Below are 17,395 nucleotides of genomic sequence, written 5' to 3' on the forward strand. Positions count from 1 at the left end.
GCGAGACAAGGCGAAAACAGCCAAGGAAGCGGAGTTTACTGGTTGTAAATGAGCATTCCGCGGCTGTTTTCAACGCAGTATCGCCGACGCGCAGCAGGTCCGAGACAGTGTCTTAGAACTGCGCGGCGTCGAGCAGGTACAGGCTCTCGCTACCAGCTTTTACCGAAGCCGTCAGCGAGTGGATACGCGGCAGCAGGCGGGCGAAGAAGAAACGCGCGGTGCCCAGCTTGCTGACGTAGAACTCATCCTGATCCTGCTTGGCCAGTGCGGTGCGTGCCATCAGGGCCCACATGTAGGCGTAGGCGGTATAACCGAACACCTGCAGGTACTCGACCGAGGCGGCGCCGACTTCGTTCGGGTTGGCCTTGGCGCGTTCCAGCAGATCGGCGGTCATCAGTTCCAGGTTGGCGATGGCGTCTTTCAGCGGCTCGATAAACTCGGCCAGGCTGCTGTCGGCGGAATCGGTGAAGGCTTTGATCTCTTCGGCGAAGTGCTTGTAGAACGCACCGCCGCTGCCAACCACTTTACGGCCGACCAGATCGAGCGCCTGAATGCCGTTGGTGCCTTCGTAGATCTGGGTGATGCGGCAGTCGCGGATCAGCTGCTCCTGGCCCCACTCACGGATATAACCGTGGCCGCCGAAGATCTGCTGGCCGTGGGTGGTGGTTTCCAGCGCCATATCGGTGAGGAAGGCCTTGGCTACCGGGGTCAGCAAAGCCACCAGCTCTTCCGCGCGTTTGCGGGTGGCGGCGTCTTCGCTGAACTTGGCGGTGTCCAGCTGCATGGCCACGTAGCTGGAGAAGGCACGGCCGCCTTCGTTCAGCGCTTTCATGGTCAGCAGCATGCGACGTACGTCCGGGTGCACGATGATCGGGTCGGCGGCTTTGTCCTTGGCTACCGGGCCAGTCGGCGCACGGCTCTGAATACGGTCGCGGGCGTATTCCACGGCGTTCTGGTAGCTGCGCTCGCCCAGAGACAGACCCTGGATGCCAACGCCCAGGCGCTCGTAGTTCATCATGGTGAACATCGCGGCGAGGCCCTTGTTCGGCGCATCGACGATCCAGCCGGTGGCTCCGTCGAAGTTCATCACGCAGGTGGCCGAGGCCTTGATGCCCATCTTGTGCTCGATGGAACCGCAGGACAGCGAGTTCTTCTCACCCAGGGAACCGTCGGCGTTGACCATGACCTTCGGTACCAGGAACAGCGAGATGCCTTTCGGGCCCGCCGGGGCGTCCGGCAGTTTGGCCAGCACCAGATGGATGATGTTCTCGGTCAGGTCGTGCTCACCGCCGGTGATAAAGATCTTGGTGCCGGACACCTTGAAGCTGCCATCAGCCTGCGGCTCGGCCTTGGTGCGGATGATGCCCAGGTCGGTACCCGCATGCGGCTCGGTCAGGCACATGGAGCCCGCCCATTGGCCGGAATACATGTTCGGCAGGTATTTCTCTTTCAGCTCTTCGCTGGCGTGGGCATTGATCGACAGGCAGGCACCGGCCGTGAGCATCGGGTACAGGCCGAACGACAGGTTGGCCGAGTTGACCATTTCCTCGACCTGGGCCGAGATCGCCTTGGGCATGCCCATGCCGCCGAATACCGGATCACCGCCTACACCGACCCAGCCGCCTTCGGCGTAGGTTTTGTAGGCATCCGGGAAGCCGGCTGGGGTTTTCACCGAGCCGTTGGCCCAAGAACAGCCTTCTTCGTCGCCACTGCGGTTTAGCGGGGCAATCACGCCGCCGGTGACCTTGCCGGCTTCTTCGAGAATGGCCGCTGCAGTGTCTTCATCGACCACTTCAGCCAGGGCCGGCAACTGGGCCCACAGCTTGGAAACTTCAAACACTTCATTGAGCACGAAGCGCATATCGCGCAGGGGAGCTTTGTAGTCAGCCATGGGGCAATTCCTCGGACGAACCAGCAGGTGTAAAGATGTGCATGAAGTCTAACCGAACAACTTTTTAGACACATAGCGTCGCGTCGTGACCAGAAAGTCACCATTCGTTTGTTAGGCCAACCGCCGCCTTATTAACGGCAAAGCCCGCCGAATGGCGGGCTTTGGAGCGTTTGCAACCGTCGGTCAGAGGGCGAAATGCTCGGCCGGCAAACGCATCAGGCATTCGCTGCCCGCCTCGGCACCCGCCAGGTGGGCGGCAGTACGCGGCAACAGGCGTTTGAAGTAGAACTCGCAAGTCGCCAGTTTGGCTTGGTAGAACGCAGCCTCGCCCTCACCCGCCTCCAGCTTCTGCTGGGCGACCAGGGCCATGCGCAGCCAGAAATACGCCAGGGTGACGTAGCCGGAATACATCAGGTAATCCACCGAGGCAGCACCGACTTCGTCTGGGTTCTTCATCGCCGCCATGCCGATCTTCTGGGTCAGCGCGCCCCACTGCTGATTGAGCGTCGCCAGTTGGGCGACATAGCCCTTGAGCTGCGGATGCTCGGCCTGGGCCTCGCAGAATTTGTGGACGGTCTTGGTAAAGCCGCGCAGCAACTTGCCCTGGCTACCGAGCACCTTGCGCCCGAGCAAGTCGAGGGCCTGGATACCGTTGGTGCCTTCATAGATAGGTGCGATGCGGCAGTCGCGCACCAGCTGCTCCATGCCCCATTCGCGGATAAAACCATGGCCGCCGAACACCTGCATGCCGTGGTTAGTCACCTCCAGACCTGTCTCGGTCATAAAGGCTTTGCAGATCGGCGTAAGGAAAGCCAACAGGTTCTCCGCCTCCTCACGCTGCTCGGCGCTGTAGCCACGGTGCGCCTGATCGATCAGCTGCGCGGTGAAATAGGCCAGCGCGCGGTTGCCTTCGTTGAACGCTTTCATGGTCAGCAGCATGCGTCGTACATCGGGGTGGACGATGATCGGGTCGGCGGCTTTATCCGGCGCTTTCGGCCCGGTCAGCGCGCGCATCTGCAGGCGCTCAGTGGCGTACTTGATCGCGCCCTGGAAGCTGGTTTCACCGAGACACAGACCCTGCATGCCGGTGCCCAGGCGCGCGTGGTTCATCATGGTGAACATGCAGTTGAGGCCCTTGTTGGCCTCGCCGATCAGGTAGCCGGTGGCGCTGTCGAAGTTGATCACGCAGGTGGCCGAGGCCTTGATGCCCATCTTGTGCTCAATCGAGCCGCAGCTGACGCCATTGCGCGCGCCTGCCTGACCGTCAGCGTTGGGCAGGAACTTGGGCACGATAAACAGCGAGATGCCCTTGGTACCGGCGGGCGCGTCGGGCAGCTTGGCCAGCACCAGATGAACGATGTTCTCGCTCATGTCGTGCTCGCCGGCGGAGATAAATATCTTGCTGCCACTAACTGCATAGCTGCCGTCAGCCTGGGGCACGGCGCGGGTCTTGATCAGGCCCAGGTCGGTGCCGCAGTGGGCTTCGGTCAGGCACATGGTGCCGGTCCAGCTGCCTTCGGTGAGTTTGCTCAGGTAGGTCTGCTTCTGCGCTTCGGTACCGTGGGCGTGGATCGCCGACATCGCGCCATGGGTCAGGCCGGGGTACATGCCCCAGGAGGTGTTGCTCGCGCCGACCATTTCCCCGATCAGCAAGCCGAGGGAATGCGGTAAACCCTGACCGCCATAGGCCGGGTCAGCCGCCAGACCGTTCCAGCCGCCTTCAACGTACTGGGCAAAGGCTTCCTTGAAGCCCTTGGGCGTGGTCACCACGCCGTCGTTAATCTGACATTCCTCTTCATCGCCGGAGCGGTTCAGCGGGGCCAGCACCTGCTCGCAGAACTTCGCACCCTCGGCGAGGATCGCGCTGACCATATCCGGAGTGGCGTCGCTGGCACCCATCGCGGCGTAGCCGGCATGAAAGTCGAAGACCTCGTCGATCAGAAAGTGCATATCGCGCAGGGGGGCTTTGTACTCGGGCATGCTGGCATCTCCGTCAGCTAGAGCGTGGATTAGTGCTCTACGCTACGGCCCATGCCGCGCCGCAACAATCACAGTGCAGATGCTGAATACACTGCCATTAGCCGACGGCCTTAGTTACGCGAAGCTTCCAGCTTGACCGCGCCGCGCCGCTGGCCATAACTGCGCACACAGTTACGCCCGGCGCCCTTGGCGTTATACAGCGCCTGATCGGCGGCTTTGAGTACTTCCTCTGGGCTGCGCTGCTCCAGCCCGCGCTCGGCCACCCCCATGCTGACCGTCACCGACACCTGATTCGCCGCGCTGCCAGCCCGCCGCGCTCTGCCCTGCTTGTCGTCCTGCGGGCGCTGCTGCTTGTCGCGCAGCTGGATGCGGTAGGTCTCGATGGCCTGGCGTATCACTTCAAGGTGCGGTAGGCATTCCTCAAGCGTCTTGCCGGGGAACACCAGAGTGAACTCCTCGCCACCATAACGGTAGGCCTTGCCCCCGCCGCCGATCTTGCGCAGCTGAGCGGCTACCAGGCGCAGCACCTGATCGCCGACATCGTGGCCATGGGTGTCGTTGAATTTCTTGAAATGATCGACGTCGGCCATAGCAATCACATAACTACGGCCCAGACGCTGCAGGCGTTCATTCAAGGCGCGGCGTCCCGGCAGGCCGGTAAGTTCGTCACGGAAGGCCATCTGATAAGCCTCGTGCGCCACCGCCGCGACTAGGATCAGCATGATCTGGCTGCTCATTACATTCAGCGCGTTGGGCAAAATGAAGGTGTTCGGCAGCATCCACAGCAGGCCGCACAACCCCAGCAACTGCGCCGCATGCAACGGCCGTGGCGCGCGCAGGTACTGCACCACCAGCAGAATCAGACCGAGGAAAAATACCGGATAAGCCAGCTGCACCAGCGCCAGCCACTCGACCTGTAGCGCCGGCCAGCGCACCAGCGATAGCCAGTGCAGCAACGCCTCGGGAAAACGCTGCGCCAGGCCCACCGCTACCGCACTGACTGCCATCAGAACTGCGGCCCGAGCGATCAGGTCCTGCAGCAGGTGAGTGCGCTCCTGCCAGGCGGCGTAAAGGCTGTAGAGCAGCGGCAGCAATAGGCTGCACAGATGAAAGATCAGCGCCGCATCACTGCGCACCTGCCCCGTGGCGCGAAAGTGATCGACCTGGGTATCGAGCAGGAAGTAACCGAGGTACAGCGTCAGCAGCAGAAACACCTCGCGCTGACGGCCATACACCAGGCAGAACGCGCCGCCGAGCAACAGCAGCAGCGTCGGCAGCACATTGAACAACGAGGTGAAAAACTCACTCAGCACCGCCAATCGCGCCAACAGCAAGCCGCCGAACAGAAGCAGCAGCGAAGGCAGAAAATGGCTGAAGCGCACAGCAGCAAGACGCGACAAGACAGGCTCCACACCGCGATAAAAGCGGATAACGTCGCGCAGTTTGCCTGTAACGAGAGTGTTTCGCACGGAACCTGACAGGCAAATCGACAAGCTGCCTCGGACTTTTTATCCGCCCCAAATAAAAAAACCGCCACCCCAAGGGGCAGCGGTTTTCGACCTGCGGTGGAGCGTTGAGGCTTAGTAGCCCAGAGCGAAGTGCTCTTCGTCCATGTCCATCAGGTTGTTGGCGCCGGACAGCATGGCCTCTACGTGGCTACGGGTACGTGGCAGGATGCGCGCGAAGTAGAAACGAGCGGTCTGCAGCTTGGCCTTGTAGAAGGCTTCGTCTTCAGTGCCGGCAGCGATCTTCTCGGCAGCCAGGCGCGCCATGTCAGCCCAGAAGTAGGCCAGGCAGACGTAGCCGGAGTACATCAGGTAGTCCACCGAAGCGGCACCGACTTCTTCGCGGTCTTTCATCGCGGCCATGCCCACTTTCATGGTCAGGTCGCCCCACTCCTTGTTCAGCTTGGCCAGAGGCTCGACGAACGCTTTAACGGCGTCGTTGGCTTCGTTAGCCTGGCAGAACTTGTGCACGATCTTGGTGAAGCCTTTCAGCGCTTCGCCTTGAGTCTGCAGCACTTTACGGCCCAGCAGGTCGAGCGCCTGGATACCGGTGGTGCCTTCGTACAGCATGGAGATACGGCTGTCGCGAACGTTCTGCTCCATGCCCCACTCGGCGATAAAGCCGTGGCCGCCGTAGATCTGTACGCCGTGGTTGGCCGCTTCGAAGCCGACTTCGGTCATGAATGCTTTGGCGATTGGAGTGAGGAAAGCCAGCAGTGCGTCGGCTTGCTTCTTCTCGGCTTCGTCCTGGCTGTACTTGACGATGTCGACCTGCTTGGCAGTGAAGTACACCATCGCACGGTTACCTTCAGCGAAGGCTTTCATGGTCAGCAGCATGCGACGCACGTCCGGGTGGACGATGATCGGGTCAGCGGCTTTTTCCGGCGCTTTCGGGCCAGTCAGGGAACGCATCTGCAGACGCTCACGAGCGTACTTCAGGCCACCCTGGAAACCGATCTCAGCGTGAGCCAGACCTTGCAGAGCAGTACCCAGGCGAGCCGTGTTCATAAAGGTGAACATGCAGTTCAGGCCTTTGTTGGCTGGGCCGATCAGGTAGCCGGTAGCGCCGTCGAAGTTCATTACGCAGGTGGCGTTACCGTGGATGCCCATCTTGTGCTCGAGCGAGCCACAGGAAACGGCGTTACGTGCGCCAACGGTGCCGTCAGCGTTAACCGAGAACTTCGGCACGATGAACAGCGAGATGCCTTTGGTGCCTTGCGGCGCGTCGGGCAGGCGGGCCAGGACGATGTGGACGATGTTATCGGCCATGTCGTGTTCGCCAGCGGAGATGAAGATCTTGGTACCGGAAACCTTGTACGAACCGTCAGCCTGAGGCTCGGCCTTGGTGCGCAGCATGCCCAGATCGGTGCCGCAATGCGGTTCGGTCAGGCACATGGTGCCGGTCCACTCACCGGATACCAACTTGGTCAGGTAGGTGTGCTTCTGGTCGTCAGTACCGTGCTCGGCGATGGTGTTCATCGCGCCGTGCGACAGGCCTGGGTACATGCCCCACGACCAGTTCGAGGTGCCGACCATTTCGCTGACAACCAGACCCAGGGATTCCGGCAGGCCTTGGCCGCCGTGATCAACGTCGTGAGCCAGGCTCGGCCAGCCGCCTTCTACGTACTGCTTGTAGGCAGCTTTGAAGCCGGTAGGGGTTTTCACGCCTTCAGCGGACCAGGTGCAACCTTCGGTGTCACCTACACGATTCAGCGGCGACAGCACTTGCTCACAGAACTTAGCGCCTTCTTCAAGGATGGCGTCGACCATGTCCGGAGTAGCGTCCTGGCAGCCAGGCAGGCTCTGATAATGCGCTTCGTAGCCGAGCAGTTCGTCGCGTACGAAACGGATATCACGCAAGGGGGCCTTGTAATCAGGCATAGCGGTTAACCTCTGCGGTGGATTCTTAGGTGTGTAGGTGACCGGATATTCGGTCGTTTTCGGGAGCAATCCCGACGCTCGACTGCCCCTTGGCACTCGGGCTAATCAAACAAGCGTTTGAAACATACGTTTATGCCTATTTAATGTCAAGCACCCGAAGCAGCACTCAGGCCACCAGATCGACAACCGGCGCTGGCGCCTGCAAACCGTTTAGTTGCCGATACAGATCAAGATTAGGTGGTGGCGGTAGATCCTGCTGGGCAGGGGCGGAGGACTGTTCTTCCTCAACCGGCGGTTCTTCGTCCGCTTTTTCCCGCTGTTCTGCACGCGCCTCACTGGCGGCGTCTGCTTCACTGCGTTGCTGTTGCGCTAGCTGGGCGCGCGCCTCGGCCATTTGCGCCTGGGCTTGCGCGGCCACCTGTCGGTCCTGTGCCGACGGCTCGGCAGGTGCCAGGGCCGCGCGAATCACCACCTCCATCTTACGCAGGGTGGCTTCAGGGTCGTTCGGGATCGGGCTGGTGTCGATGCCCACCTCACCGCCCACCGCATAGCGCTTGCCATCCGGGCCGCGCTCGTAGGTGTAACTCGGCGCCCCGGCATAGCGCCCACCTACAGCAGCGTGCGCCTGCTCGTGGGTGCGCACCTCCTGGTCACGGCTGACCAGCTTGGTGATTTCCAGTTGCTCAAGGCGTTGTTGCTGCGGGCTGGGCTCGCCTTCGCGGCTTTTGGCTTTATTGGGACTGGCCGAGGTGTCGGTAGATTTATCAGCCTCTTCACGAGCCGAAGCCGATCGCTCATCGGCCAGCGGCTGGGCAGCGGTTATCGGCGCCTGAGCGGCGCGGGTGATATCGGGAGATACATCAGGGGAAATATTGGACGCAAGAGGCCGAGCCGGCAGTAGCGTTGCTGCAGGCGCAGGATAAGACGTTGCGCCGCCAATCTGCATGCGATAACTCCTCGCCCCTGACTGCTAACACTCCATAACAGAGCCGGACTACATCTGAGGCGGGCGACTCAGGCCGTAGTGTCGATCAGGGTGCCAAGGACTTCATCGGCGGTTTTCACCACCTTGGCGCCGGCCTCAGCTTCATTCTGGCCTTGGCGCAGGGCGACCAGGCTCTCCGCCAGATCGGGACGAGTCTGCTCAGCCGAGCTCGGTGCAGGATTGACCTGATTAGCCGGCGGTGTGGAGGTCGACTGTTGGGGCTGGGTAACCGCGTTGCTGGCGATATCCGCCGCAGCCTGATCAATCCGGCGCTGGCCCGATTGAATGGTGCTGATACCCGAGTTGAAGGCGCTTCCAGAAATTTCCATGCCCAAGCTCCCGCTATGGCAAACCACTAACGTTTCAATTGAAGCAGAAATTGCTCGAAAAACGTACAAGCAAAAGGCTATGGGACTTGGCCTGCTTATAGCGCGCGGCGCAATAATTCCAAATCAAGATAGACGGAAACCGCAGCCGACGTGGCTTCGGCCAGGCGCGGCACATAACCCAGGCAGGGCGCTGGTAAGCGCTCGGCAAGAGTGGCCAGATTATCCTCAAGGCGCGAAACCTGCGGATCGACCAGATTGGCTACCCAGCCCGCCAGCGGCAGGCCATCGAGCAGGATCGCCTCGGCCGTCAGCAGCGCTTGATTAATGCAGCCCAGGCGCACACCGACCACCAGAATCACCGGCAGCTGCAGGGCAATTGCCAGGTCCGACAAAGCCGCCCGTCCGGCCAGCGGCACGCGCCAGCCGCCAGCGCCTTCGACCAGGGTCAAATCCGCACGCTTATCCAGAATCGCCTGCACCGGACCGTGCAACGCGGCAACATCCAGCAACACACCCGCCTCGCGGGCAGCCAGATGCGGGGCAATCGCCGGCTCGAATGCCAGCGGATTGACCTCTTCGTAGCGCAGCGCCAGCGTGCACTCATCCAACAGCGCCAGGGCGTCGTCATTGCGCAGACCTTCCGCCGTGCGTGAGCAACCGGAAGCTACCGGTTTGGCTGCAGCCGTGGATAGCCCAGCCAGCCGCGCCGCATGCAACAGGCCGGCGGCAATAGTGGTTTTACCGATTTCCGTATCGGTGCCGGTGACGAAGAAAGCCGCGCTCATCTAGAAATGTCCTTACGCAATACGCCATATACCACCTGATAGGTCGCCGGCAGGCCTTGCGGCTGGCGGAACTGCTCATAAGCATTGAGCAACGCCAACATACGCGCCCGTCCAGTCAGGCCGCCGGGGCGACCAGGGTTGAGATTGTGCGCACCGAGAGCTTTCAGTTCATGGGTCAGGCTGCGTACATTCGGGTAATAAAGCGTCTCAGGGGTGGTTTGCAGGCTGAGCTGCGTCAGCCCGCTGTCGTCACACAGGCGCTGATAATCCTCAAAGCGACGAAAGCGGTTGACGTGCACAAAGCCATCCACCGCCTGCCAGCTGTCACGCAGCTCCTGCAGAGTGCCAACACACAGGCTGCTAAAGGCCATCACACCGCCCGGGCGCAGGACTCGCGCGGCTTCGCTAAGCACGGCGGAAAAATCCGCGCACCACTGCAAGGCCAGGCTGGAAAACAGTAGGTCGCAGGACGCGCTTTGCAGCGGCAAACGCTCGGCATCGCCAGCAATAAACTGCTGCGCGCCGCCCAGTGGTCGGGCGTGTTGCAGCATGCCTTCGGCGATATCCAGGGCAACGCCCTGGCTGGCCGGAAAACGCTCGCCCAGGGCGCGGCTGAAATAGCCAGTGCCACAGCCCAAATCGAGCCAACGTGCTGGGCTGATCGCGGCCGGTAACTGCGCCAGCAACTGTTGTCCGACAGTGCGCTGCAGAGCCGCCACGCTGTCGTAGCTCTCGGCTGCCCGGGAAAACGAAGCGGCGACCCGACGTTTATCCGGCAGGCCGCCGAGAGGGTTATGCGCCAGATCAGTCATCACCGGCCTCATGCAGAAACGCCTGAATCGCCGCGGCAATTTCGTGCGGACGCTCCAGGACAAAGGCATGACTGGCGTTATCGACCAGGCCGATCTCGACATCCGGCAGCAGCGCCAGCAAGGCCTGCGCAGCACTCGCCGGAACCAGCGCATCCTGACCAGCGAACAAGTGCAGCTGCGGACCAACAAAGGCCTGCAGCGCAGCGCGCGTATCCAGGTTCGCAAGCAAATGCAGCCCGGTCAGCAGCATCTCGGGCTGCACCTGCGGAGCCGCCGCAAACAACTGCCGTGACAGACCACGGGCATCCACAGCACCTTGAGCACAAAGCAGGGCAAAACGTTTCAGGGTGGCGGGCGCATCGGCAGCGCAGCCCTGACGAAAGGCGTTAAACGTCTCGGCCGACATGGCTGCCGACCAGCTTGGCTCGGCAACAAAGCGCAGGTTGCTGGCCAGGGTTAGCAGGCCGCTGCAACGCTCACCACGGCGCGCCGCCAGTTCGGCCGCCAGCATACCACCGAGGGACCAACCACCGAGCCAGGCGTCCTGTGGCAGATTGGCGTCGAGCTCGCCCAGCCAGTCGGCCGGGTCACTGGAATCCAGCAGTGGCAGCGGCTCGATCTGCACATGCAAACGAGGATCAAGGCCGCGCAAGGCATCAGCCAGCGGCTGTAACGTCGCGACACCGAGGCCCCAGCCGGGTAGCAGAATCAGCCGATCACGCATGGGCTACGCCCTCGACCGTCAACAATGACCAACACTCGGCCAGGGCTTCCAGCAGCAGTTCCAGCTGCGCCAGGCTATGCGCGGCGGAAAGTGTCACACGCAGGCGGGCACTGCCAGCAGGCACGGTGGGTGGACGAATCGCGGTGACCAGCAGGCCTCGCTCGCGCAGCATCTGCGAGAGCTGCATGGCGCGGCCGCTGTCGCCGATCAGGATCGGTTGAATCGGCGTGGCGCTGTCCATCAGCTCCAGGCCAATGACCTGCGCGCCTTCACGAAAGCGCTTGATCAGGGCCTGCAGATGCTCACGCCGCCAGTGCTCACTGCACAGCAATTCCAGGCTTTTCAGCGTCGCGCAGGCCAGCGCCGGTGGCTGACTGGTGGTGTAGATATAGGGGCGGGCGAACTGCACCAGGGTCTCGATCAACTCCTCGCTACCGGCAACAAAGGCGCCGGCGGTGCCGAAGGCCTTGCCGAGGGTGCCGACCAACACCTGCACGTCGTCCGCGCCCAGGCCGAAATGCTCGACTATGCCGCCGCCAGTGGCGCCCAACGGGCCGAAACCATGGGCATCGTCGACCATCACCCAGGCATTGGCGCGGCGTGCCTCGGCGCACAGCGCCGGCAAGTCGGCCAGGTCGCCGTCCATGCTGAACACGCCGTCAGTCACGATCAGAGTATCGCCCGTAACTTTGCGCAAGCGGTTGGCCAGGCTTACCGCATCGTTGTGCAGGTAACGGGAAAAACGCGCGCCGCTGAGCAGGCCGGCATCCAGCAGGGAGGCATGATTGAGTCGGTCCTCCAGCACGCTGTTGCCCTGCCCGACCAGCGCGGTGACTGCGCCGAGGTTGGCCATATAACCGGTGGAAAACAGCAGCGCCCGTGGCCTACCGGTGAACTCGGCAAGCGCTTCTTCCAGTTGGTGATGCGGCGTGCTGTGGCCAATTACCAGATGTGATGCGCCGCCACCCACGCCCCATTTCTCTGCGCCGGCGCGCCAGGCTTCGATCACCTGCGGGTGATTGGCCAAGCCGAGGTAATCGTTGGAGCAGAAGGCCAGCAGCTGCTGACCATCGACCTGCACCAACGGCCCTTGCGGTGACTCCAGCAGAGGGCGCTGACGGTAGAGGTTGGCGGAGCGACGCTCGGCCAGGCGAGCGGACAGATCGAAGGGCATGCAAGCCTCGGCAAGGAGCTTGGAAGTAGGAGCGGGCCATGCCCGCGAAATGCTCGCAACCTTCGCGGGCATGGCCCGCTCCTACCGGTTCGAAGGGATTAGACCGCGGCGTTATAAAACAGCTTGGAGTCGCGCTGCTCGACCAACGCCTGCTCGATGGCCGCTTGGTGCACTTCGTCGGCGTGTTCTTCGCGCTCTTCCGGCTTGATGCCAAGGCGAGCGAACAACTCCATGTCCTTGTTGGCCTGCGGGTTGGCGGTGGTCAGCAATTTTTCGCCGTAGAAAATCGAGTTGGCACCGGCAAAGAAGGCCAGGGCCTGCATCTGCTCGTTCATTGCCTCGCGGCCGGCGGATAGGCGCACATGGGATTGCGGCATCATGATCCGGGCCACCGCGAGCATGCGGATAAAGTCGAACGGATCGACGTCCTGTTCATCAGCCAGCGGCGTACCTTTGACCTTCACCAGCATATTGATCGGCACCGACTCCGGGTGCTCCGGCAGATTGGCCAACTGGATCAGCAGGCCGGCACGGTCGTCCAGCGACTCGCCCATGCCGAGGATGCCACCGGAGCAAATCTTCATCCCCGAATCACGTACATAGGCCAGGGTCTCCAGACGCTCGCCATAGGTGCGGGTGGTGATGATGTTGCCGTAGAACTCCGGCGAGGTATCCAGGTTGTGGTTGTAGTAATCGAGACCGGCTTCAGCCAGGGCCTGAGTCTGCTCTTTATCCAGCTTGCCTAGGGTCATGCAGGTTTCCAGGCCCAGGGCTTTGACGCCCTCGACCATCTTCAGCACGTAGGGCATGTCTTTGGCCGACGGATGCTTCCACGCCGCGCCCATGCAGAAACGGGTGGAGCCGATAGCCTTGGCCTCGGCAGCAGCCTCCAGCACCTTCTGCACTTCCAGGAGTTTTTCCTTTTCCAGACCGGTGTTGTAGTGGCCGGACTGCGGGCAGTATTTACAGTCTTCCGGACAGGCGCCGGTCTTGATCGACAACAGGGTCGAGACCTGCACACGGTTCGCGTCGAAATGCGCGCGGTGCACGGTCTGCGCCTGGAACAGCAGGTCGTTGAACGGTTGTTCGAAGAGCGCCTTGACCTCATTAAGAGTCCAGTCGTGACGCAGGTTGGCGGCGGTGGTGGCGCTCATCGGTAATTCCTTATTGTTGGCTGCGCCCTGCTAGATTCAGCAGACGCGACACGGATGTTCGGCATAGTTATGGAAGGCGTATGCGCTGTCAACCAAACTCGCAGCACCAGGTTTACAACTGGTTAAAAAACAAGCAAGCCTGTTTACTCTGCGATGAAACCGCAGACGCCGCACTGGCCATCTGCACCAGTTGCGAAGCCGAGCTGCCCTGGCTCGGCGGGCACTGCCAGATCTGCGCCCTGCCGCTACCTAGCCACGGCCTGGTATGCGGGGCTTGCCTGAAAAAACCGCCCAGCTTCGCCAAGGTCGAAGCGCCCTGGCGCTACGCCTTCCCCATCGACAGCCTGATCACCCGATTCAAGCATCAGGCCAAGTGGCCATTGGGACGTTTGCTGGGTGAGCTTTTGTCACACCATCTACAACATGCATTCGATGAAGGGCTTCCGCGCCCAGATTTGCTGTTACCCGTGCCACTGGCCGACAAACGCCAGCGGCAGCGCGGTTTTAACCAGGCCGGCCTGCTCGCCGAATGGCTGAGCGCCAGCCTACAACTGCCGCTGCAGTCGCACTGGTTGCAGCGGGTAATCGACACCCCGGCGCAGCAGCAACTGGACGCGGCTACGCGCAAGCGCAACTTGCGCAAAGCCTTTGCCCTGGCGCCGGGTAGCGCACTCAGTGGCCTGCATATGGCACTGGTCGATGATGTACTGACCACCGGCGCCACGGCCGAAAGCCTGGCGCGGCTATTAAACAAGGCCGGTGCAGCGCGGGTTGATGTGTATTGCCTGGCGCGCACGCCAAAGCCGGGTGACTGAGCAGATAGATGTGAGAAAGAGCCTGTTCAAAGGCTCGCTAGCTAGAGGCATGCAAGGCGCTACGTTAGTAACAGCCTTCGGCTGGTCAAAGCGGCGAGGACGCGGAGCTTACTGCTGTAAATGAGCATTACTCGGTTCACTCGCCCTTCGGGCCACGCTAAAGCGCGTTAGCCGCCAGCGACTTACCGAGCCTGCTTTTAACGCAGCAGGCTTTGAATAGGCTCTAAGCGGTACACTCTGCGGCCAATTACCCTGGAGTCGCCCATGTCCCATCCATTTGCCGCACTCACACCCGACCTGGTGCTGGATGCCGTGGAGAGCATCGACTACCTCAGCGACGCCCGCGTTCTGGCGCTGAACAGCTATGAAAACCGTGTGTATCAGGTGGGCATCGAGGACGAGACGCCGCTGATCGCCAAGTTCTATCGCCCGGATCGCTGGACCGATGAAGCGATTCGTGAAGAGCACAGCTTCACCTTCGAGCTGGCCGAGTGCGATGTGCCAGTGGTCGCGCCATTGGCGCGCGATGGCGAAACCCTATTTGAATACTCCGGCTTTCGCTTTGCGCTATTTCCACGCCGTGGCGGCCGCGCGCCGGAGCCTGGCAACCTCGACCAACTGTATCGCCTCGGCCAACTACTGGGCCGCCTGCACGCAGTGGGTTCACTCAAGCCGTTTGCCCACCGTGAAGCCTTGCAGGTGAGCAACTTCGGTCATGCCTCCCTGGCCACCCTGTTGGATGGCAACTTTATTCCGCACAGCCTGCTGCCGGCCTATGAATCGGTGGCGCGGGATCTGCTCAAGCGTCTGGATGTGTTGTTCGCCGCCAACCCGGTACAGGCGATCCGCCTGCATGGCGACTGTCACCCCGGCAACTTGCTGTGTCGTGACGAGACCTTCCATATGGTCGACCTCGACGACTGTCGCATGGGACCAGCCGTGCAGGATCTGTGGATGATGCTGGCTGGCGAACGCCACGAGCGCCTCGGCCAGCTCTCGGAGCTGATGGACGGTTATCAGGAGTTTCACGACTTCAACCCACGCGAACTGCCGCTGATCGAAGGCCTGCGCGCCCTGCGCCTGATGCATTACAGCGCCTGGCTGGCGCGCCGCTGGGATGACCCGGCTTTCCCCATGAGCTTCCCCTGGTTCGGCAGCGAGCGTTACTGGGGCGATCAGATTCTAATCCTGCGTGAGCAACTGGCAGCGCTGGATGAAGAACCGCTGAAGTTGTTCTAAACCCGCCTCAACCGAGAAAGGAACTCTACATGTCTGTCGTCGAACGCTGGTTTGGGGCGGATTTCACCCAGCTACACCCATTACTACAAAGCTTGCATCGCAAAGGCGGCAAGCTGCACGGCCTAGTCGACCTGCAATTAGGCCGTGGCCTTGCCGGCATCATCGGTGCACGCCTGGCGACTCGGCTGGGCATTCCCGCCGAGCTGGCTCGCGTAGCGTTTCAAGTGGATATTCATGACACCGACAATGCCCTGCACTGGAACCGCTGCTTTGCCGATAACGCCACGCTCTACTCAAGCTTTCAGCCCAGCGGCAACTGGCCAAATGGTTACTGGCTGGAATCCACCGGATCCCTGAAACTAGCTTTGGCAGTGGATGTTCATCAGGGCGGCTGGTACTGGCGACCGTTGAAAGCCTGGCTGCATGGTGTGCGTATTCCACTCTGGTTGCTGCCACGCACCGAGGCTTACAAGCGAATAGAAGAAGGCCTGTATCACTTCTATGTGGGATTCAGCCTGCCATTACTCGGCAAGCGGCTGAGTTACAGCGGAACACTACAGCTGGACAACCCAGCGCCGGCTCGCTAGATGCGCACCATACAGTTAGCAACTCCTCGTAACGCCAGCTTTACACTATTCGCCCGCCAATCTGCGGAAAGCAAAGCTGAACAACCGGACAAGTCCATGCCACGCCGACTAGAATCGCAAGCCTCTCGTTAGCCGCCTAAGCAAGGACCCTGCATGGCCACCGCCAACCCGCGTCGCGGGTATATTCTCGGCCTGACCGCCTACATTATCTGGGGTCTGTTCCCGCTATATTTCAAAGCCATCCAGAGCGTGCCGGCGCTGGAAATCATCGTCCATCGCGCACTCTGGTCCGCGCTGTTTGGCGCACTGCTGCTCCTGGTGTGGAAGCATCCCGGCTGGCTGCGCGAGCTGCTGAATAACCCCAAACGCTTTGCCGTGCTAGCACTGAGTGGCGTGCTTATCGCCAGCAACTGGCTGGTGTATGTGTGGGCGGTGAATAACGAGCGCATGCTCGAAGCCAGCCTGGGCTATTACATCAACCCGCTGGTCAATGTGCTGCTGGGCATGCTGATTCTCGGCGAGCGCCTGCGCCGCCTGCAGTGGCTGGCAGTAGCCCTGGCCGCGCTGGGCGTGCTGCAACAGCTGTGGCAGGTTGGCAGTATCCCTTGGGTATCGCTGGTGCTGGCACTGACCTTTGGTTTCTACGGACTAATCCGCAAGCAGGCACCGGTGGCCGCATTGCCCGGCCTGGTGGTGGAAACCTGGTTGCTGCTGCCGCTAGCGCTCGGCTGGTTAATCCTGCACCCGGTCGCAATGAGCACCCAGGCTGATTTCTGGAGCACCCCGGAAGCGCTGTGGCTGATCGCCGCCGGGCCGATCACCCTGGTGCCGCTGGTCTGTTTCAACGCCGCCGCTCGCCATCTGCCCTACACCACCCTGGGCTTTCTGCAGTACCTGGCGCCAACTCTGGTGTTGTTGCAGGCGATCTTTCTGTTTGATGAGCATTTCGACCCAAGCAAACTGCTGGCTTTTATCTGCATCTGGGCCGGCCTGGCGATCTATAGCGTGGATGCCTGGCTGACGCTACGTAAACGCCAACCTGGTTAAAAAACAGACAACCGACTGCAGCTTACAGCCCGCCTGGGCTGCAGCCAGTTGCCCCCGGCTTATCCACAGAAGCATCCCCGACCTTTGTGCACAACCAGCTGCTAAGTGCTTAAAAAATAAGCACTTAGCAAAAAAACCCGGGGCACTAGGCAGTGCTCCGGGGCTCCTCATGCTACGCACAGAGTTATCCACATCGATCGTGGATAAACAGTGGATCTAGCTGGCTGTTGAAACGCAGGCGAGGCAGGCAAGACAAGGCGCTACGCCAGTAACAGCCTCCGGCTGGTCAAAGCGGCGAGGAAGCGGACTGGGCTCGCACGCGAGTTTGCTGGTGCAAATGAGCATTCCGAGCCTATTTTTAGGCTATGTCCCAAGACCGTGTTGCAAGGACTAAGCTTTAAGGCAGACATCCGCTTGTGAGGTCAGCCCACCATGGATACTCAAGCCTTTCAGCGCTGGTTGGCCCAGGTGAGCCAGCTCAGTGCCA

The 17,395-nt window shown here is 61.3% G+C and carries 15 protein-coding genes; 4 read left to right on the forward strand and 11 right to left on the reverse strand.

Annotated features, from left to right (window positions below; all coding sequences use genetic code 11):
• Positions 1–112: 112 nt before the first annotated feature.
• From AACX99_RS15140 to bioB, 11 genes are all read right to left on the reverse strand, one after another.
• Positions 113–1,891, reverse strand: a complete 1,779-nt coding sequence (locus tag AACX99_RS15140) for an acyl-CoA dehydrogenase C-terminal domain-containing protein (protein WP_339413053.1) — start codon at positions 1,889–1,891, stop codon at positions 113–115.
• A gap of 183 nt (positions 1,892–2,074) precedes the next feature.
• Positions 2,075–3,871, reverse strand: coding sequence for an acyl-CoA dehydrogenase C-terminal domain-containing protein (locus tag AACX99_RS15145; RefSeq protein ID WP_339413055.1), 1,797 nt, complete (start codon positions 3,869–3,871; stop codon positions 2,075–2,077).
• Positions 3,872–3,981: 110 nt separating this feature from the next.
• A complete protein-coding gene (locus AACX99_RS15150) occupies positions 3,982–5,271 on the reverse strand; it encodes a GGDEF domain-containing protein (protein WP_339413057.1) in 1,290 nt (429 codons plus the stop codon).
• Positions 5,272–5,451: 180 nt separating this feature from the next.
• Positions 5,452–7,257, reverse strand: coding sequence for a phenylacyl-CoA dehydrogenase (locus AACX99_RS15155; RefSeq protein WP_339413059.1), 1,806 nt, complete (start codon positions 7,255–7,257; stop codon positions 5,452–5,454).
• Between the two features lie 166 nt (positions 7,258–7,423).
• On the reverse strand, positions 7,424–8,203 hold the full coding sequence (locus AACX99_RS15160; RefSeq protein WP_339413060.1) for a putative metalloprotease CJM1_0395 family protein: 780 nt from the start codon (positions 8,201–8,203) through the stop codon (positions 7,424–7,426).
• A gap of 68 nt (positions 8,204–8,271) precedes the next feature.
• Entirely contained in the window at positions 8,272–8,571 is a 300-nt protein-coding gene (locus tag AACX99_RS15165; protein ID WP_339413062.1) for a hypothetical protein, read from the reverse strand.
• Positions 8,572–8,666: 95 nt separating this feature from the next.
• Positions 8,667–9,356, reverse strand: coding sequence for a dethiobiotin synthase (gene bioD, locus AACX99_RS15170; RefSeq protein ID WP_339413064.1), 690 nt, complete (start codon positions 9,354–9,356; stop codon positions 8,667–8,669).
• Positions 9,353–10,168 carry a malonyl-ACP O-methyltransferase BioC gene (gene bioC / locus AACX99_RS15175; protein ID WP_339413066.1) on the reverse strand — a complete coding sequence of 272 codons (816 nt, stop codon included), beginning with the start codon at positions 10,166–10,168 and terminating at the stop codon, positions 9,353–9,355. Before bioC ends, bioD begins: the two co-directional genes overlap by 4 nt.
• Entirely contained in the window at positions 10,161–10,892 is a 732-nt protein-coding gene (locus AACX99_RS15180) for an alpha/beta fold hydrolase (protein WP_339413067.1), read from the reverse strand. Before AACX99_RS15180 ends, bioC begins: the two co-directional genes overlap by 8 nt.
• Positions 10,885–12,066: an 8-amino-7-oxononanoate synthase gene (gene bioF, locus AACX99_RS15185; RefSeq protein ID WP_339413068.1), complete on the reverse strand. Its 1,182-nt coding sequence runs from the start codon at positions 12,064–12,066 to the stop codon at positions 10,885–10,887. Before bioF ends, AACX99_RS15180 begins: the two co-directional genes overlap by 8 nt.
• 98 nt (positions 12,067–12,164) lie before the next feature.
• A complete protein-coding gene (gene bioB, locus AACX99_RS15190) occupies positions 12,165–13,220 on the reverse strand; it encodes a biotin synthase BioB (protein ID WP_339413070.1) in 1,056 nt (351 codons plus the stop codon).
• A gap of 80 nt (positions 13,221–13,300) precedes the next feature.
• On the opposite strand from bioB, the gene AACX99_RS15195 reads away from it, so the two are divergent.
• The 4 genes from AACX99_RS15195 to rarD all read left to right on the forward strand — a co-directional run bounded on the left by AACX99_RS15195 (position 13,301) and on the right by rarD (position 16,908).
• Entirely contained in the window at positions 13,301–14,035 is a 735-nt protein-coding gene (locus AACX99_RS15195) for a ComF family protein (RefSeq protein WP_339413072.1), read from the forward strand.
• A 264-nt stretch (positions 14,036–14,299) separates the two neighbouring features.
• Positions 14,300–15,274, forward strand: a complete 975-nt coding sequence (locus AACX99_RS15200; RefSeq protein ID WP_339413074.1) for a serine/threonine protein kinase — start codon at positions 14,300–14,302, stop codon at positions 15,272–15,274.
• Positions 15,275–15,303: 29 nt separating this feature from the next.
• A complete protein-coding gene (locus tag AACX99_RS15205) occupies positions 15,304–15,861 on the forward strand; it encodes a DUF4166 domain-containing protein (protein ID WP_339413076.1) in 558 nt (185 codons plus the stop codon).
• A gap of 153 nt (positions 15,862–16,014) precedes the next feature.
• Entirely contained in the window at positions 16,015–16,908 is an 894-nt protein-coding gene (rarD, locus tag AACX99_RS15210) for an EamA family transporter RarD (protein ID WP_339413077.1), read from the forward strand.
• Positions 16,909–17,395: the final 487 nt, after the last annotated feature.

Origin of the sequence: Pseudomonas sp. EA_35y_Pfl2_R5, assembly GCF_963970805.1 — a bacterium.
GTDB lineage: Bacteria > Pseudomonadota > Gammaproteobacteria > Pseudomonadales > Pseudomonadaceae > Aquipseudomonas.